Below are 24772 nucleotides of genomic sequence, written 5' to 3' on the forward strand. Positions count from 1 at the left end.
GGACTAAGTTTCAGGGGGGCAGAGTGCTCCCGCATCGCGTATACTGTGGTAGACGCTTTCCCGATTTTTCAGGCGCATGCGCCTTGCTAGGAGAATAACATGGGTGGTTTGAGTATTTGGCATTGGGTCATCGTGCTGGTGGTCGTGATGCTGATCTTCGGCACCAAGAAGATCAGCAATATGGGTTCCGACCTGGGCAAGGCCGTCAAGGGCTTCAAGGACGGCGTGAAGGGCGACGAGGAAAAGGCTGCCGAAGCGAATCCAGCCCAAACGACGCAGCAGGTGGCCGACAAGTCGACCATCGACGTGGAAGCCCGCGACAAGACCCGCCTGTAAGCCGCGAGTTCCATGATCGATCTTGGACTGTCGAAAATCGCGATCATCGGCGTGGTCGCCCTGATCGTGATCGGCCCTGAAAAGCTGCCCAAGGTGGCGCGCATGGCCGGGACGCTGTATGGCCGCGCCCAGCGCTACCTGCACGACGTGAAGTCCGAGGTCAGCCGCGAGATCGAGCTCGACGAGCTGCGCAACCTGCACAAGGAAGTGCAGGAGAAGGCGCAATCGTTCAAGAGCGAGGTCGAATCGGCCACCAGCGATTTCGAGTCGTCCGTCACCAGCCACGTCGACGAGGTCGAGGCGATGTGGGATGGCCGCGCGGCGCACGACAGCAGCGCGACCACGATCACGCCCACCGTGGCCGACATCGACCGCAAGGCCAGGGACTTCCGCCGCAAGAAGCTGGTGCGCACCTCGAGCGTGCCGGCCTGGTACAAGAACCGCCATGGCACCAAGCGCCATGTGATGTCGGGCGCCGCCCGGGTGCGCAAGTTCCGCCCCGGCAGCGCCAGCAAATCCAATTCTTCCTTCTTCTAAATGACTGAGCAAGCCGCCGGCGAAGACACTTTCATCTCGCACCTGGTCGAGCTGCGTGACCGCCTGGTCAAGGCCTCGATCGGGATCGCGATCGTGTGCGCCGCGCTGATGGCGTGGCCGGGGCCGTCGCATATCTACGACCTGATCGCCGCACCGATGATCGCCTCGATGCCGCCCGGCTCGACCATGATCGCCACCGGCGTCATCTCGCCCTTCCTGGTGCCGATGAAGGTCACCCTGCTGCTGTCCTTCATCCTGGCGCTGCCCTGGGTGTTCTACCAGGCCTGGGCCTTCATCGCGCCCGGCCTGTACGCCCACGAAAAGCGCCTGGTGCTGCCGCTGGTGATCTCGTCGTCGGTGCTGTTCATCGCCGGCGTGGCGTTCTGCTACTTCTTCGTGTTCGGCCGCGTGTTCCACTTCATCGGCGAGTTCGCGCCGACCTCGATCGCGGTCATGCCCGATATCGAGAATTACCTCGATTTCGTGATGTCGATGTGCCTGGCCTTCGGCGCCTCGTTCGAGGTGCCGGTGGTGGTCGTGATCCTGGTGCGCATGGGCATCGTCAGCCTCGAAAAACTGCGCTCGGTCCGTTCCTACGTGATCGTCGGTGCCTTCGTGATCGCCGCCATCGTCACCCCGCCGGACGTGGTCAGCCAGCTGGCCCTGGCCATTCCGATGTGCCTGCTCTACGAGCTGGGCCTGCTGGTGGCGCCGATCTTCCAGCGCGCGACCACCGCGCCGGAAGAAACGGCGTAAGCTCGCTACAGCGCCGGGCGCCGCCCCGGCGCTACGGACAATTCCCCACGATGTAGTATCCCTGCGCCGTCTGCGCCAGCGTGCTGGTGAAGAAGGCGTTGTACAGTCCCATGGTCTGGTTCGAGCCCTTGGCCAGCGCATAGCCGCCGCTCGCGTGCGCGCGTCCGGCCTGGACGTGGGCGTAGTTGCTGGCAGTGCTGGTCGTGCAGGTGAACGGCGGTGGCGGCGTGCCAGCGCCCACCTGGAAGGCGGGGAGCGCGCAGGCATTCGACGTTTGTCCGTTATTGCCGATGGCCGTCACGCTGCCGCCATAGCTGCCGTCGGCGCGGTTCGCATAGGCCTTGCTGAACGCCGCGCCGCTGCCGGCCGCGGCGTCGTCGACCGGCGACGGGCCAGTGAGCAGCACCCGGTAGCCGGCGATCGACCCTTCGGCGAAACTGGCGGCGCCGTTCACCGTGACCGTCGACCCCGACACGCTGGTGCTGCACGAGGCCATGCTGGGCGCCGGCGCCTGCGACACCCGCAGGTTCCTGTTGAACCAGAAATCCATGATAAAGGCCGGGTAGTTCACGCGGGTCGCATTCACGTAGTTGGCGTTCTGGCCTCCCGTGCCGGCCGGCCAGGCGTGGCCGAGGCCCGTCACCGTGATCTGCGAGGTGCGCACCTTGCCGTTGGCGTCCGTGTATTCCACATTGCTGCCGCTGCCCGGCACGGTCACCGCCGCGCCCTGCGTCCAGGCGCCGCCATACACCTGGCGCATGGCGGCGGCGTCCAATGGGCCATAGGCTTGCGCCACCGTGTAGTCGCTGGTTCCCCAGAGCACACCCGTGACCTGGGTCGCGAAATGGTCGGCCGCGCTGCCCGCCATCGCGCGGCAGGCATTGGCCGCGGTGGTTGCCGTATAGCCGGAAGGGACGATCGAGATCTGGCCGGTGGTGACGCCCGGTGGCGGGGCGGCGGAGAGGCCCAGGCCGGCGAAGACCTCGGGCGCCGTGCAGCCCAGCACCATGGCCTTGGCGCCGCCCGAGGACAGGCCGGCCACGTACACCTGTTTCGGATCGATCGCGTACTGCGGGTTGGAGAGGAAGCGGTTGACCAGGTCGAGCAGCACCGCCGTGTGGCCATGGGAACGGCTGCGGTTGGTGGCGGCCCAGTCCCAGCAGTGGGTGCCGTAGACGTTGCCGGTGGCGTTCGGCGCCAGGATCACCGCGCCGTACTGGTCGGCCACCGCCTTCCAGTTGTAGCCGGCGTCGCCGCTGCCGTTGATGACGTCGCCGCCCGCGGTCTGCGCGCAGCCGTGCAGCACCAGCACCAGGGCGCGCTTGTTGTCCAGGATCGGTGGCGTGGCCGGCCAGTAGTAGTAGCCGCCCAGGGCGCCGCCGTGGGTGGTGTCGTTGGCCCAGACCTGGTTGGCGCTCCAGGCGCCGGGGCCGGCCTGGACCGGAGTCTGTGCGAGGGCAGGGATGAACGGCGCGCACAGCGCCAGGCAGATCGCGGCTTGCGCCGCTCGTCGATGGAAGGGCTGCATGCGATGTCTCCGGATATGGTTGTCGTGGGCTGGCCGGGAGGCCTGCCACATTCATCATAGTTCGGGAGACGGGGCGCACAAGCGGGTGCGCGAGCACGCCGCTTGTGCGTTTTTGCACGGCCTTCATGGGTCATGAGGGCCATGCGGAGAGGGTCACTGCATCAACTCGGAGATCATCTTGACCGGCGCATTGCCGTAGCTGAGGAACTGGTCGTGGAATTCCTTCAGCTTGAAGCGCTCGCCCAGCTGCTGCTTGCGGCGCTCGCGCAGTTCCATGATCTGGTGGTAGCCGCTGAAGTAACTGGTCAGCTGCACCGAGGTCAGGGTCACGCGGCGCCATTTTTCGTCGGCTTCCTGGCGCGTCTGGAAGGCCTGGCGGGTGAGCAGGTCGATCGCCGCCTCCCGGCCCATGCCGTTCACGTGCACGCTGTAGTCGAGGATGGTGTTGGTCACGCTGCGCAGGTTCCACTTCGAGTACATCAGCCACATCTCGGGCGCGTTGTCGCCATAGCCCGATTCGAGCATCATGCGCTCGCCATACACGGCCCAGCCTTCGACCATGGCGCCATTGCCGAACAACGACTTGATCAGGGAAGGCGAGCGGTTGGCGTGCACCAGCTGCGCGTAGTGGCCGGGGATCGCCTCGTGGATGTTCAGGATCTGCAGGATCCACTCGTTGTACTCGCGCAGGCTGCTCTCGGCCTGTTCCGGCGTGAGATTGTCCATCGGCGTGACGTTGTAATAGGTCTTGTCCTTGGAGCGGTAAGGGCCCGGCGCGTCGATGCTGGCGCCGGCCACGCCGCGCTGGTACATCGGCGTTTCGCGCACCTCGAGCGGCTTGCTCGGGTCCAGCGTCAGCAGGTCGTGCTTGATCACCCAGTCCTGCAGCAGCGGGATCTGGCGCCGGATCTCGGCGAAGAAGTTCTCGCGCGCGACGTGGCGGCTGGATAACTTGTCGATCATCATGCCGATCTTCTGGAAGCGGTCGGCCGGCTTGTTCACGCCCGCCATATAGCGCGGCCACAGCTCGTCCGAGATGCGGTCCATGTTCGACAGCAGTTCCTCGCGCGTGACCAGGGCCTTGCGGAAGGTTTCCTCGGCGCTGGAGGACGACTGGATGTCGAGCGCGAACTTCTGCTCGTACAGCGCCTTGCCCGCGCGGAAAGGCCGCGCCTGGCCGCTGGCCGCCTGGCGCTTCTCGACACCGTTCAAAAAGTCGACATAGCCCAGCACCGCGGTGCCGGCGTTGGCGATGCGCTGGGCGAAGATCGCCTTTTCCTGCGTCGTCAATATCGATTCCTCGGCCGCCCTGCCCAGGTCGGCCAGCACGGCCATCGTGCCCGGCGCCTGGCCGATCGCGAGCTGGGTGTGCTCGCGCGTCGGGTTGGTGATGGAGGCCTGCGCCGCCGCGTAATAGGCCGGCACGTCGGCCAGGCGCTTGAGAATGGTGCGCAGGCGCTGCGGCTTGGCCGCGTAGTCGGTGTTCAGGATCAGGTCGAGCGGCGCGGCGACGTTGTACTGCGACGGGTTCCACTCGTATTCGCGCCAGGTGGAGAGGCGCCAGCGGTCCTTCTCCAGCTTGTTGACCAGAAGGGCCAGATCGGTGCGGTAGCGCGGCGACAGCTGCCTGGGATCGAGCTTGCCGAATTTTTCCAGCCACTCGTTGGCGAAGGCCAGCTGCTTCGCGCGCGTGTCGGCGTTCGGGATGGTGAGATTCGCGGCATTGTCGAACTTGCCGACGTAGATGCCGCCTTCGGGGTCCATGCGCCACAGGGCGGTCAGGTATTGCATGCTCAGGGTCGACATGCGGCGGTCGAGGCGCATCTCGGCGGCGTTCGCGCCGGCGGCAGCCGCGGAGGCGGCGCCGGCGCCGACGGCGGCCGCGCCCACCAGGGCTTTCTTGCCCTTGCTGGAAGTCTTCTTCTTGACGACCTTCGAGGATTTCGCCTTGCCCTTGGCTGGCTTGGAGGTGGCGGCGACGGCCGGCGTCAGTGCGAAACACGCCAGCAAGGCCGCCAGCGCGATTTTCGTTTTCATCATCGTATTCAACCCTGTAACTAAGGAGATGCCTGGATGCGCGCAGGCGCGAAGGCGTGCAGATTAGCATCAAAACCGTGCTTTGCGGACGGTTGAAACATTCCGACACGTTAGAGCCTATCTCGGCAGATGGGAGTCGCTGCTGGCGCGCATGACAAGCGTGGGCGGCGTTGCTCGTCGTTGCATGGCGCCGCCATGCGGCCTGCTCGCGCCTTGCCCACACTCGTCATGCATCGCCATCAGCTGCCTCCCATCTACCGAGATAGGCTCTATGCCAACATTAATGAATCGACAATCTCAGCGTCCGAGTCCTGCCTTGAGCATCTCCAGCATATCCCCCGGCGACATGCGCGCCGCCATTTCGGTCCCTTCCAGCAGGCTGTCGGCCAGGTCGCGCTTGTGGCGGTGCAGGTCGACGATGCCTTCCTCGATCGTGCCGCGCGCGACCAGGCGGTAGATGGTCACCGGCCGCTGCTGGCCCATGCGGTGCGCGCGATCGGAAGCCTGGTCCTCGACCGCCGGGTTCCACCACGGGTCCATGTGGATCACGTAGTCGGCCGCCGTCAGGTTGATGCCGACGCCGCCCGCCTTCAGGCTGATGAGGAACAGGTCGCCCTCGCCGGCCTGGAAGGCGTCCACGCGGCGCTTGCGTTCCTGGATCGGCGTCGAGCCGTCCAGATACTGGTAGGCGACGCCCTGGGCATCGAGGTAATGGCGGATCAGGGTCAGGTGGTCGACGAACTGGCTGAACACCAGCACCTTGTGCCGGTTCTCGAGCAGGTCGGTGGTCAGGCGCGCGAACGTCGCCAGCTTGCTGCTGGCGATGCCGGCGCCAGGCGCCACCAGCTCGGGATTGCAGCAGGCGCGGCGCAGCCGCATCATCTCGGCCAGGATCTCGATCGCCTTCTGCCCCTCGGGCGCCTCGAGCGCGGCCAGCTTGTCGAGGGCCTGGCGGCGCAGCGATTCATAGAGCGCGTTCTCTTCGGCGCTCAGTTCCACCGGGACCACGATCTCGGTGCGCGGCGGCAGCTCGGACAGCACCTGCGCCTTGGTGCGGCGCAGGATGAAGGGCGCGGTCAGGCGCTTCAAACGTGCGCGCGCGCCCGCCTCCGCGCGTTTGTCCTGGGCTTTCTCGATCGGGCCGGCGAAGCGTAGCTGGAACTGGTCGGCGCTGCCCAGCAGGCCCGGATTGATGAAGCGGAACAGGTTCCACAATTCTCCCAGGTGGTTTTCCAGCGGCGTGCCGGTGGCCGCCATGCGGAAGTCCCCCTGCAGCGCCATCACCGCCTGCGAGCGCTTGGTGTGCATGTTCTTGATCGCCTGGGCCTCGTCGAGCACGATGCTGTGCCAGCGCCGGCCCTTGAAGCGCGCCACTTCGAGCTGCAGCAGGCCGTAGCTGACCACGACCACGTCGAACGGCCCCGCGTCGTCGACCGTGGCGGCGCGCTCGCCGGGGCCGAACAGCTTCAGGTTCAGGGTCGGCGCGAAGCGCGCGGCCTCGTCGATCCAGTTCAGGCAGACGGAGGTCGGCGCCACCACCAGCGCCGGGCCGTCCTTGGCGCGCGTGAGCAGCAGCGCCAGCGCCTGCAGCGTCTTGCCGAGACCCATGTCGTCGGCCAGGCAGGCGCCGACGCCCCAGTGCGCCAGGCGCGCCAGCCACTGGAAGCCGTCGACCTGGTAATCGCGCAGCTCGGCCTGCAGGGTGGACGGCAGCTTGGGCAGGTACGCGGCATTGTCGGCCATGCGTTTCAGGTGCCCCTGCCAGGCCTTGTCGGCATCGACGCTGCCGGCGTCCCGCGCCAGTTCGTCCAGCGCGAAACTGGCCAGCGCATGGGTGCGGATGCCGTCGCCATGCAGTTCGCCATAGGCGCCCAGCTCCGTCAGGCGCCGGTGCAGCTCGTCCGACAGGGCCAGGTATTCGTTCTCGCCCAGGGCCACGAAGCGGCTGCCGCTTTCCTGGATCTTTTCCAGCAGGGTGCGCAGGTTCATCACGCGGCCTTCGTCGATCACGACGTCGCCGCTGGCCGCGAACCAGTCGCGCTCGCGCCGGATCTGCACCCGCACCGACTTCGTCGTGGCCTTTTTCGTGACCCTGAATTTTTCGCCCTCGGGCCAGGCGACCACGATGGACTCGCTGTCCAGCGCGCGTAGCTGGTCGACCAGTTCCAGTGCCAGCAGGGGCTGGCCGAGCAGCCATTCGCCGTGGTCCGGTTCCGCGTGTTCGAGGGCCTGGCATGCGCCGATCAGCTGGCGCTCGGCCTCGCGCTCGGCATGAAGAATGCGTCGGGCTTCGGTGCGGATGCCGTCGACGTCGGCAATCACATTGGCCGCGCCTTCGCCGGGGCCGTAATAAGCGCCGCCCGGCAGGGGACGCACCAGCAGCTGCATGCGCATGCCGTGCTGGTAGGGACGCAGCAGCACGTGCAGGCGCGGATCGGCCGGCACGGTCTCGATATCGCTGCTGCTGGCGCCGATGTCCGACTGCACGGTGACGATCGACGACACCGCGCCGATCGCGCGCAGAACGCGGCGTTCGGCCGCCAACGGCACCGTCAAGCCTTCGCCGACGATGGCGGCGATGCGGCGATGCTCGTCCCTGATCTGCACCAGGCGCAGGCGGGTCGGCGTCTCGCGCGTGACCACGACCTCGCCGTCATTGTCCTCTACCGGCGGGTTCAGCGCGATCGACACCTTGTCGCCCAGTTTCTTGACCAGCAATTCCGGCTCGCCCGGCAGCAGCTCGACCCGGGTGCCGGGCGAATCCATCCAGAACAGCAGCGGGTGGCCGACCAGGCTTGCCAGTGCCTTGTGCACTTCGAGTTCGAAACGGATGCCGCTGCCGGCGTAGTAGCGGCGGCCGGCGATCGCGTTCACCGCCTGCAGGTCTTGCGCGGTGAGGAAGTCGAGCGCGGGGCCTTCCTCGGCCAGGCGTTTCAGGCCCATGGCGCGGCCGCGGCTCCAGCCGCCTTGCGCGTCGCGCTTCTGCTCGCGCGGCTCCAGCTCCTGCACGCCCAGGTGCGGGTCGTAGCGGATCAGCCAGACCAGGCGCGAAGTTGGGCCTGACCTGCGAACGCTTTCCACGTTCACCGCCGGCTGCAGGTTGATCAGGGCGTTCAGCTGGCGTTCCCACGGTTCTTCGCGCGCGAACCAGCCGCTCATGTCGGGCAGGCGGTGCTTGCGTCGCAGTTCGCCCGCGCGTTGTTCATGCGCCAGGTGGCCGGCCTGTCCCATCTGCGCCAGCACGCCGGCCAGCTGGGCCGACCACAGGTCGAAGCCGGCCGCCTCGGACTGGGTCAGCATGTCTTCCAGCCGCGCCCGCTGGTCGTTCAACGCAGGCAGGGCCAGCCAGTGATGGATCAGGGCGCGGAACACGGTCGGCTCCAGCGACATCTCCCAGCTGCGCGTGGCGAACAGCGCGGCGTCGACGGTGCCGCGCTGGATCTCGTGCAGCATGCCGAGCTGGAACCAGACCGCGTTGTCGGGCCGCTGGACCGCGCGCGTCTCGATCTCGAGCCAGGCGTCCGCCAGCTTGCGGTGGCCCGGATCGCTGCTGCGCAGCAGGGCGGTCATCGCGATGTGCGCGCAGTGGCCGTCGAACACGGCCTTGCGCCTGCCGGTCTCGCGGCGCAGCTGCTTGATCGACGCGTCGATGCCGGCCACGCCAGCATCGCTATCGTCGCGCAGCACCTGCACCACGCTGCGCAGGAACAGGCCGGGCGAATCGCCCGTCTCGTCCACCAGCGACAAGGCGTCGTCCAGCCGCCCGCACAGGATGTAGTGCTCGCCCAGCGAGCGGCGCAGCGGGCTTTCCGGGCTGCTGCGCGGTATCAGGCGCTCGGCGTACTCGCGCACGCCAGGCGCCAGCGCCGGTTCGCTGCGCGCATGCATGATCAGGATGTGCAGGATGCCTTCGCGCATGCGCGGATGGATGCGCTCCATCATGCCTGGTGCGAAAGGACGCGCGCAGACGTCGACCAGCGGATGCAGGTAGCTCGACTCGTGGCAGCGCAGGCAGGCATCCAGCAGGGGTGAAACGACGTCGTACTCTCGTCCGGTAAGCAGGGCGATGCGCAGCAGGGCCAGGCCCTGGCGGTAGCTGCGCAGCATCAGGGTGCCCTGCCAGTCGCGCCGCACGGTCGAGACCTGGGCATAGGCGGCGGCCACGCCGTCGAACAGGCCATCGTCGAGCGCCGCGTCCAGCACCGGCCAGGACAGCTCGGGCGCGATGCCGGTGCCGCGCTCGCCCATGTCGACCACCAGCTTGCGCTCGCGCAGGCGCGCCAGTTCATCGACCCATTGCGCGATCGGCAGCGCCACGCCCAGGGCCCGCATATGCTCCAGGATGCGCTGGCGGCCCATCGGTTCGCCCGCGATCGCCAGCACGACCAGCAGCGCACGCTCTTCCGCCGTGCAGGCGGCCAGCCGCGCGCCCACGTCCTCCACCATCATGCGAGGTTCTCGATCTCGATCGCAGGCAGGCCGTCCGGCACCGGGATGCCGAACACGCGCAGGTAGAAATACAATTCCGCTTCGAGCGTGCGCACCACGCTGGACGCCTTGCGAAAGCCATGGCCTTCGCCTTCGAGCGTCAGGTAGGCCACCGGCAGCTTGCGCGCGCGCAGCGCCTCGACCACGCTCTCGGACTGCTGCGGCGGCACGACCTTGTCGTCCAGGCCCTGGAAGAAGATCATCGGCCGCCGCAGTTTATCTGTGTGGTGGATCGGCGAGCGCTCGCGGTAGACCGCTGCGGCGGTTTCCGGCGGCGCGATCAGGTACTGGTTGTAGTGCGACTCGAACTTGTGCGAATCGGCGTCCAGGCCGGCCAGGTCGGACACTCCGTAGTAGCTGGCGCCGGCCTTGAACACATCATGGAAGCTCAGTGCCGACAGCACGGTCAGGCCGCCGGCGCTGCTGCCGCGGATCAGCAGGCGTTCGGGGTCGACGACGCCTTGCGCCGCCAGGTGGCGCGCGCCGGCCACGCAATCCTCGACGTCGACCACGCCCCACTGGTGCTTGAGCAGGTTGCGGTAGTCGCGGCCGAAGCCGGTGCTGCCGCCATAGTTCACGTCGAGCACGGCGAAGCCGCGGCTGGTCCAGTATTGGGTGGACAGCTTCAGGGTGCTGGCCGCCATGCCGGTCGGGCCGCCGTGGCCGATCACGATCAGCGGCGGCAGCTCGCCGTGTTGCGGAACATGGTCGGCATTGGTCGGCGCATAATAGAAGGCGTGGGCGGTGCGACCATTCCCGCTCGGATAATCGATCGCCAGCGGCACCGACAGGTAGCCGGTCGCCGGCAGTTGCGGGATCGAATGCGCCAGCACCTCGCTGCTGTTGTTGGTCAGGTCGATCCGCGCCAGTTCCGGCGCGATGGTCGGCGCGCCGCCCAGCACGGCCACGACGTCGCCCTGCACCCGCAGCTCGCGGATCTCTTCATACGGCGATTCCAGCGGTATCAAGTTGCCGCCCGCCAGCCTTGCCAGGTAGCTGACGCCTTGTTCGACGTAGGCGCACACGATCTCGTCCCCGGAACGGAAGCCGTACAGCGAACCGCCGAAGCTCCAGTGCGGGCCGGCGAATTCGGCTTCACGCGGGCACAGCGCATGCACCACGCCGTGGTCGTAGCGGTACAGGTTCCACCAGCCGCTGCGGTCCGACACGAAGTGCAGCAGGCCGCCGGGCGACCACTCGGGCTGGCAGATCGATTCTTCCGCGCCGCCCGCGACCAGGCGGCCGTTCACCAGCGTCCCATCATCCAGCACGTCGGCCAGCCACAGCTCCGTGCCTTCCCACGGCATGCGCGGATGGTCCCAGCACAGCCAGGCCAGCTGGCGGCCATCGGGCGACAGGCGCGGCGCCGCATAGAAGTCGTTGCCGTCCACGAGCACGGTCTCGATGCCGTCGAAGCCCACCGCGCACAAGGTATTGACAGGGTAGGCGGCGCCGGCCGAGTGATCCTCGCGCACGGCGATCAGGCGCTGGCGCGCGCCATCGAGCACGAAGTCGGCAAAGCGGTGGCCCGTGCCCTCGGCGGTCAGGGCGACCGGCTCGCCGTCAGGCTCGACCCGGTACAGGCGATTGTCCACATGGTGCGAGAACCATGCCGTGCCGCCGGCGAGCAGGCAGGCGCCGCCGCCATATTCATGGACGCGGCTGCGCACATTGAACGGCGCCGGGGTCAGCTCGCGCGTGCCGTTGGCATCGTGCACCATGAGCGTCGTGCGTCCGCCCTCGCTGGCGCGACCCTCGAGCCAGCCCAGGCGCGGCCCGTCGAGCATCAGCTGGGCCAGCGGCACCGCGCCGGCGGCAACCACCGCGGCGCTGATCGGCGAGGGCCAGGCACCGCAAGGCAAAGGTTGTTTGCTGGTAGCAATCGTCATGATCTGGGCTCTTTCCTTGGTGGGGCGCCTATTATAGTGTTCGCCCAAGAATGCGATAATAGCCGTTTCCTTACCAACGCCATTGTCAGCCATGCCACAATTTGCCCCGCTCCAGAACGACACCTTCCTGCGTGCGCTGTTGCGCCAGCCGACTGACTACACCCCGGTGTGGCTGATGCGCCAGGCGGGCCGCTACCTGCCGGAATACCGCGCCACCCGCGCGCGCGCCGGTTCGTTCCTGGGGCTGGCGAAGAATCCCGACTACGCCACCGAAGTCACGCTGCAGCCGATCGACCGCTATCCGCTGGACGCGTCGATCCTGTTCTCGGACATCCTGACGGTGCCGGACGCGATGGGCCTGGGCCTGTATTTTGCCGACGGCGAAGGCCCGAAGTTCGAGCGTCCGCTGCGCACCGAAGCGGAAGTGAACGCGCTGGCCGTCCCCGACATGGCGTCGCTCGACTATGTGTTCAAGGCCGTGACCTCGATCCGCACCGCGCTGAACGGCCGCGTGCCGCTGATCGGCTTCTCGGGCAGCCCGTGGACGCTGGCCTGCTATATGGTCGAAGGGGGCGGCTCGCGTGAATTCCACACGGTCAAGAAGATGCTGTACAGCCGTCCGGACCTGATGCACCGCATCCTGGACATCAATGCGCAGGCCGTGACCCAGTACCTGAACGCCCAGATCGACGCCGGCGCCCAGGCCGTGATGATCTTCGACTCCTGGGGCGGGGCGCTGGCCGACGGCGCCTACCAAGAATTTTCGCTGGACTACATGCGCAAGATCGTCGCCGGCCTGAAGCGCGAGCACGACGGCGTGCGCATCCCGGCGATCGTGTTTACCAAGGGCGGCGGCATCTGGCTGGACGAGATGGCCGACATCGGCGCCGACGCGCTGGGCCTGGACTGGACCGTCAACCTGGGCCGCGCGCGCAAGCTGGTGGGCGACCGCGTGGCGCTGCAGGGCAATCTCGATCCGGCCATCCTGTTCGCCGAGCCGGACCAGATCCGCGCCGAAGTCGAGCGCTCGCTCGCCGCCTATGGTGCGCCGTCGAGCGGCCACGGCCACGTGTTCAACCTGGGCCACGGCATCTCGCAATTCACGCCGCCGGAATCGGTCAGCGCCATGGTCGACGCCGTTCATGGTTTCAGCCGCAAGCAGCGCGCCGCCTGAATTATCCCCTGCGATTGGCGGCGCTCTTGACAAGGCCGCCAATCGACCCCTCACTTGTTCACAACTTCCTAAAAGCGGGTAAAAATTCCTGTGGACATCTCAGCATCTTCTGAATCAACGTAAGGCGATGATTTATAAGAGTTTTTTGCTTCGGCGCAGTGCTGAGTGCGTCCTGCACCACAAGGTTGTCCAGTAGATTTCAGCCAGTTTCGGCTCTTGTTCACAAAGTTATCAACAGACGTTTTGATAATGGGGAAAAGTGCTTGGTTTACCGGGACTTAGCGTGCTTCTTCAAGTATTGCCTTAAGTTTGTGACGCAATGCGGCGAGTTTTCCACGCCGGCCACCCTAGTTATGCACAACGCGGAAAAATCCCCCGAGCTTGTTAGCAGGTCTCAGGACGAATATGCAAGCTATTGATTCATAAGTGAAAAATAGTCTTGAATTTGAGAATTATCGATTGCGACTTGATCTAACGTAAACCTTTGATGGGGTCAAGCCCCACGCTATTCACAAAGTTTTCCACAGATTTGCACAGGGCCCAGATTGTCAACCAGCATCGATAGCACGCATTGCTTTGTGGACCACTGCTTCCTGGAAGTGGTGCTCGATACACCGCTGAACAGCAGTTTCGACTACCGCTGGCCATGCCGGCCGGGCGAGGAACCGCTGCCCGGCCAGCTGGCGCTGGTGCCGTTCGCGCGCCGCGAAGTCATGGCCCTGATCGTCGCGGTCAAGGACCGAACCGATGTCCCGCCCGCAAAACTGAAGGATGCCCTGGCCGTGCGCAGCCAGCTGTCCCCGCTGGCGGAGCGCTGGATCGCCCTGGCGCGCTTCGCCGCCGATTACTACCAGCGTCCGCTGGGCGAGGTGGCGCTGCCCGGCCTGCCCAAGAACCTGCGGGTGCCCACGACGGTGGCGCTGGACCGCGCCCTGAAAAAACTGGCCAAGCTCGATCGGCAACAGGATGCGACGGCGGTCGACATGCCGGTGCTGAATCCCTCCCAGCAAGAGGCGGCCGCCGCGATCGGCGGCGCCGACGGTTTCACACCGCTGCTGTTGTGGGGCGTGACCGGCAGCGGCAAGACCGAGGTCTACCTGCAGGCCTGCGCCCGGGTGCTGGCGCGCGACCCGCAGGCGCAGATCCTGATCATGGTCCCCGAGATCAACCTGACGCCGCAGCTGGAAGGGAATATCCGGGCCCGCTTCCCGGGCATGATGCTGGCCACCCTGCACAGCAGCCTGTCCGAGGGCGAGCGCATGCTGCACTGGCTGGCCGCGCACAGCGGCCAGGCGCGCATCGTGCTCGGCACCCGGCTGGCGATCCTGGCCTCGCTGCCGAACCTGCAACTGATCGTGATCGACGAAGAGCACGACCCCTCGTACAAGCAGCAGGAAGGCTTGCGCTATTCGGCGCGCGACCTGGCCGTGTGGCGCGCCCACCAGCTGGGGATCCCGATCGTGCTCGGCTCGGCCACGCCTTCGCTCGAATCCTGGCATCACGCGCGCTCGGGACGCTACCGGCGGCTGGACCTGCGCGAGCGCGCCGTGCGCGACGCCGTGCTGCCGACAGTCAGGCTGGTGGACATGGAACGCGACCGCGCGCGCGACGGACTGACGAGCGAGGTGCTGGCGGCCCTGCGCGGGCGGCTGGAGCGCGGCGAGCAGTCGCTCCTGTTCCTGAACCGGCGCGGCTATGCCCCGGTGATCTGCTGCGACGCCTGCGGCTGGATCAGCAACTGCACCCGCTGCACCGCCTTCATGGTGCTGCACAAGCCCGAGCACCGGCTGCGCTGCCACCACTGCAGCCTCGAATTGCGCATTCCGCGTTCCTGCCCGACCTGCGGCAACGTCGACCTGCAGCCGCTGGGACGCGGCACCCAGCGGGTCGAGGAAGGGCTGCAAGCCATGTTCCCCGAGGCGCGCATCCTGCGCATCGATGCCGACTCCACGCGCCTGAAGGGCAGCGCGCAAGCCGCCTTCGACAGCGTGCACCGGGGCGAGGTGGACATCCTGATCGGCACGCAGATGGTCGCCAAGGGCCACGACTTCAAGAAGCTGACCCTGGTCGGGATCCTGAACCCCGATACCGCCCTGTTCTCGCAGGACTATCGCGCCAGCGAGCGCCTGTTCGCCCAGCTGATGCAGGTGGCGGGCCGGGCCGGCCGCGCCGGCGCGCCGTCCGAGGTGCTGGTGCAGACCAGGTATGCGCAGCACCCGCTGTACGGCGCGGTGATGCGCCACGATTACGAGCGCTTTGCCGGCCAGCTGCTCGAAGAGAGGAAGGAAGCCGGGCTGCCGCCCTTCATGTACCAGGCCTTGCTGCGCGCCGAGGCGAAGGAGCTGCCGATCGCGATCGCATTCCTGGAGGCGGCGCGCGACTGCCTGCCGGCCGACGGGATCATGATCAACGACCCGATCCCGATGACGATGACCCGGGTCCACAACGTGGACCGCGCCCAGCTGCTGGTCGAATCCAGCTCGCGGCCCGCGCTGCAGGCCTTCCTGCGGGTCTGGAACCTGCAGCTGCGGGCGATGAAGTCGCGCGTGAAGTGGTCGCTTGAAGTCGACCCGGTCGATATCTGAGTGCGGTCGGCGTTGTTGCGCATGGGTCTGAACGTAAGGCGCAATAATTGACTCTGGTTAATAAGCTGATATCCTCAGGGAAATGAAGCGCCTTGCTCCATCACTTGTCGTCGTTGCCATGATTGCCGGAATCGCATGAAAGCTGAACCGAGTGTCGACCAGCGGACCGTACAACCGCGCCTTGAGGCGAAGCAGGACCGCGCGAACGCCGGCGCGCTCGCCGACATGATCGGCAACAGCCCGCGCATGACTGCCCAGCGCGCACTGGTTGCGCAACTGTTCGGGAACCGGCAGCCCGGGCGTGGCGCCGTGCAGGGCCAGGGAGCGGCCCAGCTGGCGCAGGACGACACCGCCGTGGCGGTCAACCGCACCGGCCTGCCTGACAGGCTCAAATCGGGCGTCGAGTCACTGTCGGGGCACGATCTGAGCGACGTCAACGTTCACTATAACTCGTCTGCGCCGGGCCGCTTGAACGCGCATGCCTATGCGCAAGGCCGCGAAATTCACGTGGCGCCGGGGCAAGAGCGGCATTTGCCGCACGAGGCCTGGCACCTGGTGCAGCAAGCCGAAGGACGGGTCCAGCCGACTCTGCAAATGCAGGGCGGCGTCGCCGTGAACGACGATCCTGGCCTGGAGCGTGAGGCGGATGTGATGGGCGCGAGGGCACTCTCGGCTGCGCCCCCGGCGGGCGCGGCCGTCGAACCTGCACCTCGGGCGGCCCCGGGCGGCGCGGCAATCGCGCAAGCCGTATGGGTCGACGGCCATCAGCGTCGGCTCGACGATGGGTTGAAGGAAAAGGTATGGAATGATCCCCTGCGTGAGCTTGCGAATATCGGCCACCAGCTCGGCATGACGGAGGCTGCCACGGCCCTGCACTGGCGTATCGCCACTGCCTACGAGAGCGGCAATATCGAATTGATCGACGAAGCCAGTACCGCACTTCGCCATGCTTTGACCAGCGACCAGGCATGGACTATCGAGCAATTGCTGGGGAACACGCTGGATCATCTGCACCTGCCCGAGGATGCGATGGAGGATCCCGAGCACGCCGAGGACCAGGTCAGCGACAATCCGGAAGAGGAACTCGATCCGGGGGACTTGATGTTGTCGGAAATTGAATCTGACGAGCAAGCGGTGCTGGCCGAGGCCCTGGTCATGCGCCACCCCGGGCTGTATCAGCAGTTTGAAGACCTGGCGCGGAACGCAGGTGCGCAAGCGACCCACGCGCTGTTCCTCACATGGTTCAATCAAGGCGTGTTGACGCGCACGCAGTTCAAGCAGCTTGTGAACGGCGGCAAGCCGATACAGAAGGCACGCACACCCGGCGCGCTGAGTTACCAGGCCGGATACACCACCCATAAGCACGGCAATTTCAAGGACGTCACCTATAAGCTCGACAACCTTGGCAGCATCGATTTCGGCAAGGTCAACAAACAAAAGGTCTGGAAGAATCCGATGAAGCCGGGCAGCGAGGTTCAGCTGAACAAGGGCTCAGGCAAGGCCAACTACGGCATCACGCTGAGCGGAACCAAGATCAAGATTCCCGGCGCGAGCCGCGGGCAGCATTTTTCCATGGCGAACCGGATCATGAAGAACGGCTTCGGCAACAGCAGCCCGCCCGACTGGACCTGGCACCACCTGACCACCTATTACAAAATGGTGCTGGTAGACCGCACCGTCCACGCCAAGCATGGACACAATGGCGGGGTCTACGTCTGGAAGTGAGCTTGCCGGGACCTGCTCAGGCGCTTTCGCCGGCGGCGCGGCGGCGGCCGGTGTCGCCCAGCATCGCGAGGCCGGCACCTATCAGCAGGGTGGTGGACGGCTCGGGGACTTCGCCAGGCTCTTCCACGTCGACCGTTTCGATGCCGAAGGTGATGGTGCCGAAGTCCCACTGGCCGTCCACCCCCACCAGATCGTCCCAGTCTTCGAAGAATTCCAGGCGCAGGATGCCGTCGACGCCGACTTCGAACGCCAGGCCCAGCAGGGCCAGGTCGGCGAAGCCCAAGTAGCTCATGATACCCGGGAACCATTCCTCGATGCCCGGCGTGAAGAACACGCCGTCGGTCTGCTTGGAGTTCTCGAAGCCGACGACCATGTCCGCCAGCCAGCTCGGCGAATCGGCGGTCAGGGTGACATCGTAGGCGATGCTGGTGACGACCGAGTTGGCGCCGACGTCTAGCAGTACCACTGTGTTGTCGTAGTTCTCGCAATCGACTGATTTCTAATGGGAAATTAATAAAGTGTGTCCCCCGATAGAGATCGGCACGTAAAGTTGCTCGACATGCAAGATGCATGTCGCCACCAGCGGCGGCAAAATAGCGTATCGTCTTGCCTGTCATTAGCGCAGCAGTGGAGACCAGCAATGAAACAACTCAACGTGGACGTCGCCATCATCGGCACCGGCACCGCCGGCATGACCGCCTACCGCGCCGCCAAGACGCTGGGGGCCCGGACGGTGGCGATCGAGAGCGGCCAGTACGGCACCACCTGCGCCCGGGTCGGCTGCATGCCGAGCAAGCTCCTGATCGCGGCGGCCGAGGCGTCCCACGTGATCGATACGTCCGCGCCATTCGGCGTGCATGCCTTAGATAAACGCATCGACGGCCGCGCCGTGATGGAAAGGGTCAAGCGCGAACGCGACCGCTTCGTCGGCTTCGTGCTCGAAGGGGTGGAGGCGATGCCGGTGCAGGACCGCCTGCAGGGCCGCGCGCGCTTCACGGGCCCCTGCACGCTGGTGGTCGACGACCACACCGAGATCCAGGCCGGTCGCATCGTGATCGCCACCGGCTCCACGCCGCTGCGCCTGCCGCAGCTGGAGAACGTCGGTCCCGGCATCGTCACCAGCGACGACGTGTTCTATTGGGACGACCTGCCGCGCTCGGTGGCCGTGATCGGCACCGGCGTCATCGGCCTGGAACTGGGCCAGGCCCTGGCCCGGCTCGGCGTGCGCGTGCGCTTCTACGCGCGCGGCGGCAGCATCGCCAACATCACCGATCCGGAGGTGCTGCGCTGCGCGGGACGGGTCTTGATGGAAGAACTCGACATCGCCTTCCAGACCGAGGTGGTCGGGGCGGTGCAGGAGGGCGACGAGGTGGCGCTGACGGTGCGCGATGCGCTGGGCAAGGAAAGCACCGAGCGCTTCCAGTATGTCTTGATGACGGCCGGCCGCACGCCGAACGTGCACGACCTGGGGCTCGAGCACACGGGCCTGGAGCTGGGGCCGGACGGCATCCCCGTGTTCGACGCCCGCACCATGCAGTGCGGCACCAGCAATATCTTCATCGCGGGCGACGCCAACAACGAGCGTCCGTTATTGCACGATGCGGCCGACCACGGCAAGATTGCCGGCGACAACGCGGGCCGCTTCCCGGATGTGCGTCCGGGCCTGCGCCGCGCGCCGATTGCGGTCGCCTTCACCGAGCCGAATATCGCCACCCTGGGCAAGAACTACAAGGCCTTGTGCGCCGGCGGCCAGCGCAAGTTCGCGGTCGGCAGCGTGTCCTTCGCCAACCAGGGCCGCAGCCGGGTGATGTTGCAGAACAAGGGGATGTTGCGGGTGTACGCCGAGTATGGCACCCGGCTGTTCCTGGGCGCCGAGATGATCGCGCCACGCGCCGAGCACCTGGCCCATCTGCTGTCGTGGGCATTCCAGATGCGCCTGACGGTCGACCAGATGCTCGAGATGCCGTTCTACCATCCGGTGATCGAGGAGGGCGTGCGCACCGCGCTGCGCGACCTGGCCACCAACCTGTCGAAGGGCGACAGCCAGACCGACCCGGCCGATACCGAGCCGGGTACTTGACACTGCGTTGACGCTCAGTTCAGCAGCGTGGTGTTCAGCTTGCCTTCGCTGGCGAGCTTGCGCAGGATGCGCACCGTGTCGAGGTCGGCCTCTTCATAGGCCGACTTCTTGAACTCGTCATACATCGCGTTGGCCGGATCGACATGCTCGCCGGTGCCGTCGTCGTAGCAAAAACGCACCAGCAGCATGGCATTGGTCGGCGCCTCGATGATCATGCGCAGGCTGGAGGCCGCGATCTCGCCCTGGGCCGGCACTTCGTAGCGCACTTCCTGCAGCGGGGTCAGGAAAACCTGGTCTTCAATCACCAGTTCGCCGAAGGTCAGGCGGCGGCGGAAAGCGCCCGCCTCGCGCTCGACGATCTCGCTGGCGTCCAGGTGCGGAATGAACATCTTCGGGTCTTCGGCGCGCAGCACCAGGCCGTGCCAGACCTGCTCGCGGGTGAGGGTGTCGATCAGCGGGTTCATCGGGTCGTTGATTTCAACGAGATGTTCGAATTTCATCGGGCAAATGTCCTGAAAATGGGGCCGCAGCGGCGCAAGCCGCAAAGGACGCATGTTACTCGATTGCGCGCCCGCGTGTCCGGGCTCTCCCGAGCGGTCGACGGCTGGCCGGTGTTGCAATCCGGTGCAGCCGGCGAGCGCCATCGCCCGCTGGGTCCGCCAGATTGTTACAATCGCTGCCTGTCCTCCAGAAATAATTCCCATGTCCAATGCACCAAGATTCGGCCTCAACGGGCCGCAGAGCGAAGCCGCGCTATATCTCGACGGCCCTTGCCTGGTGCTGGCCGGCGCCGGCTCGGGCAAGACCCGCGTGATTACGCAAAAGATCGCCTACATGATCGAGCATTGCGGCTACGATCCGCGCACCATCGCCGCCCTCACCTTCACCAACAAGGCGGCGCTCGAGATGCAAGAGCGCATCGGCAAGCTGCTCAAGCAGCCCAAGCAGGCCAAGCAATTGACCGTGTCCACCTTCCACTCGCTGGGCGTCAAGATCCTGCGCCAGGAAGCGGCCGGGGTCGGCCTGAAGGACAAGTTTTCCATCATGGACAGCGACGATTGCTACACCATCGTCTCCGATCTGGCCCTGACCACGGACAAGCAAGAAATCCGCGGCATCCAGAACGCGATCTCGCTGTGGAAAAACGGCCTGGTCGATCCGGAAGATGCGATCAAGGCGGCGCGCGACGAGGACGAGGCCCTGGCCGGCCGCGTCTACCGCAGCTATGTCGCCACCCTGCAGGCCTACCAGGCGGTCGACTTCGACGACCTGATCCGCCTGCCGGTGGAACTGTTCCGCAATAACGAATCGATCCGCGACCGCTGGCAGCGGCGCCTGCGCTACCTGCTGATGGACGAATACCAGGACACCAATACCTGCCAGTACGAACTGGTCAAGCTGCTGGTGACGGGCCTGGGCAAGAAGCCGATGTTCACGGCGGTCGGCGACGACGACCAGGCCATCTATGCCTGGCGCGGCGCCTCGGTGGAGAACCTGAAAACGCTGGGCGACGACTTCCCCGACCTGAAGGTGATCAAGCTCGAGCAGAACTACCGCTCCACCACCCGCATCCTGCAGGCGGCCAACGCCGTCATCGGCAACAACCCGAAGCTGTTCGAGAAGTCGCTGTGGTCCGAGCACGGCCTGGGCGAGCCGATCAAGGTGCTGGGCATGCAGAACGACGACCAGGAAGCCGACCAGGTCGCGATGATGATTTCAAGCGAGCACTTCCAGCGCAAGAACAAGTGGGCGGACTACGCGATCCTGTACCGCGGCAACCACCAGGCGCGCGTGATCGAACAGGCGCTGCGCAAGGAGCGCATTCCCTACACGATGTCCGGCGGCCAGAGCTTCTTTGACAAGGCCGAGATCAAGGACATCATCGCCTACCTGCGCCTGATCGCCAACCAGGACGACGACCCGGCCTTCATCCGCGCCGTGACGACGCCCAAGCGCGGCGTCGGCATGGCCACGCTGGAAGTGCTGGGCGAGTTTTCCAAGCAGTGGAACTGCTCGCTGTTCGAGGCGGCGAGAAAAGGCGGCATCGAGGCGAAGCTGGCCGAGCGCCAGCTAGGCCCGCTGCGCGACTTCTGCCACTTCATCGCCGAGCTGGAAGACCGCGCCACCCGGCCGGGGCCAACGGGCAGCGGCGACCATGCGGCCGAGGTGCTCGACGACATGATGAAGGAGATGAACTACGAGCACTATCTGTACGAAAACTTTGACGACCGCGCGGCCCAGGGCAAGTGGCAGAACGTGCTCGAGTTCACCAACTGGCTGAAGGACCGCGGCCGTGGCGGACGCGACCGCGATGGCGAAGAAAAGAACCTGCTCGAGTTGACCCAGATGGTGGCCCTGATGTCGATGCTCGAGGGCGCGGACGAGGAACAGGATGCGGTGCGCATGTCGACCCTGCACGCCTCCAAGGGGCTGGAATATCCGCACGTCTACCTGGTCGGGGTGGAAGAGGGCATCTTGCCGCACAAGGGCGATCCGGACGCATCGGTCGAGTCGATCGCGGCGCGCATCCAGGAAGAGCGGCGCCTGATGTATGTGGGCATCACGCGCGCCCAGCGTACCCTGCACGTGAGCTGGTGCAAGCGCAGGAAACGTGCGGGCGAACTGGTCAATTGCGATCCCTCGCGCTTCATCAAGGAAATGGCGCTGGACGTCGGCGAGGCCGCGCCGATGGAAAGCGAAATCCTGAGTCCGAAGGAAAGATTGGCGAACCTGAAAGCCTTGCTGGCAACACCACGGCCGGTTCCTGAATAAACAGGAGTAGAACTCCCGCGTAAGCGTTGCGCGCAAGCCTTGGCGGATCGACAAGACCTGCGCACGATTGAAATCGCATTTGATCTCGACTGTCGGGCAAGAAATTGTTGTCAGAATGTGAGTTTTCGGCAGATAGATTTCTATGGAAATTTATGTTTTTAAAAAGCAACATTTATTTCCTATGCACGGCCACCCTGTATTTTGATCACGTTCAGCGAACGCCCAGAAAACAAGGCCGATGTGAGCGGCCTGATCGCTCAGGACATCGACTTCGTGCCTTTCGCCTGATCGAGCTGGTGCGCGGCTGGCATAATGCCGGTTTTAAGCAGGATGCCGCCGCCATGACCCAGGAAGACCGTTTTATCAGTCTCGAGATCAAGCTCGCCCAGCAGGAAGACTTGCTGGACGAGCTGAACAAGACCATCTATCGCCAGGAGCGGCGCATCGACCAGCTCGAGGCGATGGTCGCCAAGCTGGCCGACCATGTGCGCACCCTGCGCGACGCCGGCCAGGCGCCCCTCAACGAACGTCCCCCGCATTATTGAGCGGGCGTTTCCGCACCCAACGATGTGTTTACGCCCGTAAACACAGGCGCTCGCCACTGATACATTGCGCTACTTTTTAGTTGTTACGGTGGCCTTGCAAGCCTGCTATGATCTTTAGCGCACTGCTGTCGAGCCAGCCTCGGCCTCACCTTCCCTAGTGTTCGCGAAAGACCTCATGATCCGTCCAAAACTGCTCATCGTGGCTGCCAGCGTCGCGCTGGCGCATGCAGCCATTGCCGCTCCCGTCCTCGACGCCGCCAACCCCTTCGCCCAGCCCAGCAGTCTCCCGCTGAACTACCCGGCCTTCGACAAGATCAAGGACGCGCACTTCCTGCCTGCCTTCAACGCCGGCATGCGCGAGGAACTGCGCGAAGTCGAGGCGATCGCCAATGACAAGGCCGCGCCTACTTTCGAGAACACCATCGTGGCGCTGGAGCGTTCCGGCCAGCTGCTGGCGCGCGTGTATGCGACCTTCTCGAACCTGCAGGGCGCCAACACCAATGACACGCTGGACGCGGTCGACCGCGAGATGTCGCCCAAGCTGGCGGCCCACTCCGACGCGATCCACCTCAACCCGAAACTGTTCGCGCGCGTGAAAGCGCTGCACGACAAGCGCGAGTCGCTGGGCCTGGATGCCGAGTCGGTCCACCTGCTGGAACGCTATTACAAGGAATTCGTGCGCGCCGGCGCCAACCTGTCGAAGGCCGACCAGGCCAAGCTGAAGAAATTCAATGGCGAGATCGCCTCGCTGCAATCGGACTTCCAGCAGCGCGTGCTGAAAGGCGCCAACGCCGCCGCCCTGATCGTGAACACCCGCGCCGAGCTGGCCGGCATGAGCGACGCGCAGATCAGCGCCGCTGCCGACGAAGCGGCCAAGCGCGGCCAGAAAGGCAAGTTCGCGATCCCGATCGTGAATACCTCGAGCCAGCCGGCCCTGTCTTTCCTGACCAACCGCGCTACCCGCGAGCGCCTGATGAAGGCGTCGCTCGAGCGCGGCACCCATGGCGGGCAGTACGACACCACGAAGCAGGTGCTGCGCCTGGTCAAGCTGCGCGCCGAGCGCGCCGTGCTGCTGGGTTACCCGAACTTCGCGGCCTATTCGCAGGAACTGGAAACCGCGCGCAACCCGGCCGCCGTCAACAAGCTGCTGGGCGACCTGGCCGCGCCGGCCGTCAACAACGCGAAGAAGGAAGCGGCCGAAATCCAGAAGGTGATCGATAAAGAGGGCGGTAAATTCCAGGTCGCGGCCTGGGACTGGCCGATGTACCAGGACAAGGTGCGCGCCGCGACCTTCAACTTCGAGAGCCAGCTGCGCCCTTACTTCGAGCTGAACCGCGTGCTGGTCGACGGCGTGTTCTTCGCCGCCACCAAGGAATTCGGCATCACCTTCAAGCAGCGCAAGGATCTGCCGGTGTACGACCCGGACGTGACCGTGTACGACATCTTCGACGTCGACGGCAAGCCGCTGGCCATCTTCATCTTCGACCCCTACGCGCGCGGCAACAAGCAGGGCGGCGCCTGGATGAACGAATACGTCTCGCAGTCGCACCTGCTGGGTCACAAGCCGGTGATCGGCAACCACCTGAACATCCCGAAACCGCCCGCAGGCGAGCCGACGCTGCTGACCTACGATGAAGTGGTCACCACCTTCCACGAGTTCGGCCACGCGCTGCACGGCATGTTTTCAAACGTGAAGTATCCGAAGTTCTCGGGCACCAACGTGCCGCGCGACTTCGTCGAGTATCCGTCGCAGGTCAACGAGATGTGGGTGACGTATCCCGAAGTCCTCGCCAACTACGCCAAGCACCACCAGACCGGCGCGCCGATGCCGAAAGAGCTGCTGGACAAGGTGGTCGCTTCGAAGAAGTTCGCCCAGGGCTACCGCACCACCGAGTACCTGGCCGCGGCGCTGCTCGACCAGCGCTGGCACCAGCTGACCCCGAGCCAGGTGCCGACCGACGTGCTGTCGTTCGAAGCCAAGGCGCTGCAGGACGCCGGCGTGGCCTATCCGCCGGTGCCGCCGCGCTACCGCACCGGTTACTTCTCGCACTCGATGGGCGGCGGCTATTCGGCCGGCTACTACGCCTACCTGTGGAGCGAGCGCCTCGACGCCGAGACCGTCAAGTGGTTCACCGAAAGCGGCGGCCTGACCCGCAAGAACGGCGATCACTTCCGCAAGACCCTGCTGTCGCGCGGCGGCACGGCCGAAGCGATGGACCTGTTCCGTGACTTCCGCGGCCGCGATCCGGAAATCGGACCGCTGCTCGAACGGCGTGGCCTGGTTGAGTCCAAGTCTTCCGGCAATTGATATCGCGCGGCC

At 65.6% G+C, this 24772-nt stretch carries 16 protein-coding genes; 10 read left to right on the forward strand and 6 right to left on the reverse strand.

The window, feature by feature from the left end:
• Window positions 1-99 precede the first annotated feature (99 nt).
• Genes tatA through tatC form a run of 3 tightly spaced genes read left to right on the forward strand, consistent with a single transcriptional unit; the run spans window position 100 to window position 1629 of the window.
• Complete coding sequence (gene tatA / locus DIR46_RS14420) at window positions 100-336, forward strand: Sec-independent protein translocase subunit TatA (RefSeq protein WP_109345851.1); 237 nt, start codon at window positions 100-102, stop codon at window positions 334-336.
• A gap of 12 nt (window positions 337-348) precedes the next feature.
• Complete coding sequence (gene tatB, locus DIR46_RS14425) at window positions 349-873, forward strand: Sec-independent protein translocase protein TatB (protein ID WP_109345852.1); 525 nt, start codon at window positions 349-351, stop codon at window positions 871-873.
• Window positions 874-1629 carry a twin-arginine translocase subunit TatC gene (tatC, locus tag DIR46_RS14430; RefSeq protein WP_109345853.1) on the forward strand — a complete coding sequence of 252 codons (756 nt, stop codon included), beginning with the start codon at window positions 874-876 and terminating at the stop codon, window positions 1627-1629. It begins immediately after the preceding gene.
• A 31-nt stretch (window positions 1630-1660) separates the two neighbouring features.
• Here tatC and DIR46_RS14435 read toward each other — a convergent pair whose 3' ends face one another.
• From DIR46_RS14435 to DIR46_RS14450, 4 genes are all read right to left on the reverse strand, one after another.
• Window positions 1661-3172 (reverse strand): extracellular catalytic domain type 1 short-chain-length polyhydroxyalkanoate depolymerase, encoded by a 1512-nt coding sequence (locus tag DIR46_RS14435; protein ID WP_370659976.1) that lies wholly within the window; start codon window positions 3170-3172, stop codon window positions 1661-1663.
• A gap of 138 nt (window positions 3173-3310) precedes the next feature.
• Window positions 3311-5197: a DUF885 domain-containing protein gene (locus tag DIR46_RS14440; RefSeq protein ID WP_109345855.1), complete on the reverse strand. Its 1887-nt coding sequence runs from the start codon at window positions 5195-5197 to the stop codon at window positions 3311-3313.
• 294 nt (window positions 5198-5491) lie between these two features.
• Window positions 5492-9643: a DEAD/DEAH box helicase gene (locus tag DIR46_RS14445; protein ID WP_109345856.1), complete on the reverse strand. Its 4152-nt coding sequence runs from the start codon at window positions 9641-9643 to the stop codon at window positions 5492-5494.
• The gene (locus DIR46_RS14450) at window positions 9640-11571 is read right to left on the reverse strand and encodes a S9 family peptidase (protein ID WP_109345857.1); all 1932 of its coding nucleotides are present in this window, start codon (window positions 11569-11571) and stop codon (window positions 9640-9642) included. The genes DIR46_RS14445 and DIR46_RS14450 overlap by 4 nt, the downstream gene beginning before the upstream one ends.
• A gap of 91 nt (window positions 11572-11662) precedes the next feature.
• Between DIR46_RS14450 and hemE the strand changes: the two genes are divergently transcribed.
• From hemE to DIR46_RS26145, 3 genes are all read left to right on the forward strand, one after another.
• A complete protein-coding gene (gene hemE / locus DIR46_RS14455; RefSeq protein ID WP_109345858.1) occupies window positions 11663-12745 on the forward strand; it encodes a uroporphyrinogen decarboxylase in 1083 nt (360 codons plus the stop codon).
• A 578-nt stretch (window positions 12746-13323) separates the two neighbouring features.
• Entirely contained in the window at window positions 13324-15330 is a 2007-nt protein-coding gene (locus DIR46_RS14460; protein ID WP_109345859.1) for a primosomal protein N', read from the forward strand.
• 135 nt (window positions 15331-15465) lie between these two features.
• Complete coding sequence (locus DIR46_RS26145) at window positions 15466-17055, forward strand: eCIS core domain-containing protein (protein WP_115766705.1); 1590 nt, start codon at window positions 15466-15468, stop codon at window positions 17053-17055.
• A 16-nt stretch (window positions 17056-17071) separates the two neighbouring features.
• On the opposite strand, the gene DIR46_RS14470 is transcribed toward DIR46_RS26145, so the two are convergent.
• Entirely contained in the window at window positions 17072-17521 is a 450-nt protein-coding gene (locus tag DIR46_RS14470) for a PEP-CTERM sorting domain-containing protein (protein WP_109345860.1), read from the reverse strand.
• A gap of 174 nt (window positions 17522-17695) precedes the next feature.
• On the opposite strand from DIR46_RS14470, the gene DIR46_RS14475 reads away from it, so the two are divergent.
• Window positions 17696-19135, forward strand: a complete 1440-nt coding sequence (locus tag DIR46_RS14475) for a dihydrolipoyl dehydrogenase (RefSeq protein ID WP_109345861.1) — start codon at window positions 17696-17698, stop codon at window positions 19133-19135.
• Window positions 19136-19149: 14 nt separating this feature from the next.
• On the opposite strand, the gene DIR46_RS14480 is transcribed toward DIR46_RS14475, so the two are convergent.
• The gene (locus tag DIR46_RS14480; protein WP_109345862.1) at window positions 19150-19635 is read right to left on the reverse strand and encodes an SRPBCC family protein; all 486 of its coding nucleotides are present in this window, start codon (window positions 19633-19635) and stop codon (window positions 19150-19152) included.
• A 202-nt stretch (window positions 19636-19837) separates the two neighbouring features.
• On the opposite strand from DIR46_RS14480, the gene DIR46_RS14485 reads away from it, so the two are divergent.
• From DIR46_RS14485 to DIR46_RS14495, 3 genes are all read left to right on the forward strand, one after another.
• Window positions 19838-21907, forward strand: coding sequence for a UvrD-helicase domain-containing protein (locus DIR46_RS14485; RefSeq protein ID WP_109345863.1), 2070 nt, complete (start codon window positions 19838-19840; stop codon window positions 21905-21907).
• 341 nt (window positions 21908-22248) lie between these two features.
• Entirely contained in the window at window positions 22249-22452 is a 204-nt protein-coding gene (locus DIR46_RS14490) for a SlyX family protein (protein WP_109348031.1), read from the forward strand.
• Between the two features lie 175 nt (window positions 22453-22627).
• On the forward strand, window positions 22628-24760 hold the full coding sequence (locus tag DIR46_RS14495) for a M3 family metallopeptidase (RefSeq protein ID WP_109348032.1): 2133 nt from the start codon (window positions 22628-22630) through the stop codon (window positions 24758-24760).
• Window positions 24761-24772 lie beyond the last annotated feature (12 nt).

Origin of the sequence: Massilia oculi, from assembly GCF_003143515.1 — a bacterium.
Lineage (GTDB): Bacteria > Pseudomonadota > Gammaproteobacteria > Burkholderiales > Burkholderiaceae_D > Telluria > Telluria oculi.

Bases quoted from the DNA above. Each gene is read 5' to 3' on its own strand.
- tatA (WP_109345851.1), top strand. From the start codon at position 100: ATGGGTGGTTTGAGTATTTGGCATTGGGTCATCGTGCTGGTGGTCGTG.
- tatB (WP_109345852.1), top strand. From the start codon at position 349: ATGATCGATCTTGGACTGTCGAAAATCGCGATCATCGGCGTGGTCGCC.
- tatC (WP_109345853.1), top strand. From the start codon at position 874: ATGACTGAGCAAGCCGCCGGCGAAGACACTTTCATCTCGCACCTGGTC.
- DIR46_RS14440 (WP_109345855.1), bottom strand. From the start codon at position 5,197: ATGATGAAAACGAAAATCGCGCTGGCGGCCTTGCTGGCGTGTTTCGCA.
- DIR46_RS14445 (WP_109345856.1), bottom strand. From the start codon at position 9,643: ATGATGGTGGAGGACGTGGGCGCGCGGCTGGCCGCCTGCACGGCGGAA.
- DIR46_RS14450 (WP_109345857.1), bottom strand. From the start codon at position 11,571: ATGACGATTGCTACCAGCAAACAACCTTTGCCTTGCGGTGCCTGGCCC.
- hemE (WP_109345858.1), top strand. From the start codon at position 11,663: ATGCCACAATTTGCCCCGCTCCAGAACGACACCTTCCTGCGTGCGCTG.
- DIR46_RS26145 (WP_115766705.1), top strand. From the start codon at position 15,466: ATGAAAGCTGAACCGAGTGTCGACCAGCGGACCGTACAACCGCGCCTT.
- DIR46_RS14475 (WP_109345861.1), top strand. From the start codon at position 17,696: ATGAAACAACTCAACGTGGACGTCGCCATCATCGGCACCGGCACCGCC.
- DIR46_RS14480 (WP_109345862.1), bottom strand. From the start codon at position 19,635: ATGAAATTCGAACATCTCGTTGAAATCAACGACCCGATGAACCCGCTG.
- DIR46_RS14485 (WP_109345863.1), top strand. From the start codon at position 19,838: ATGTCCAATGCACCAAGATTCGGCCTCAACGGGCCGCAGAGCGAAGCC.
- DIR46_RS14490 (WP_109348031.1), top strand. From the start codon at position 22,249: ATGACCCAGGAAGACCGTTTTATCAGTCTCGAGATCAAGCTCGCCCAG.
- DIR46_RS14495 (WP_109348032.1), top strand. From the start codon at position 22,628: ATGATCCGTCCAAAACTGCTCATCGTGGCTGCCAGCGTCGCGCTGGCG.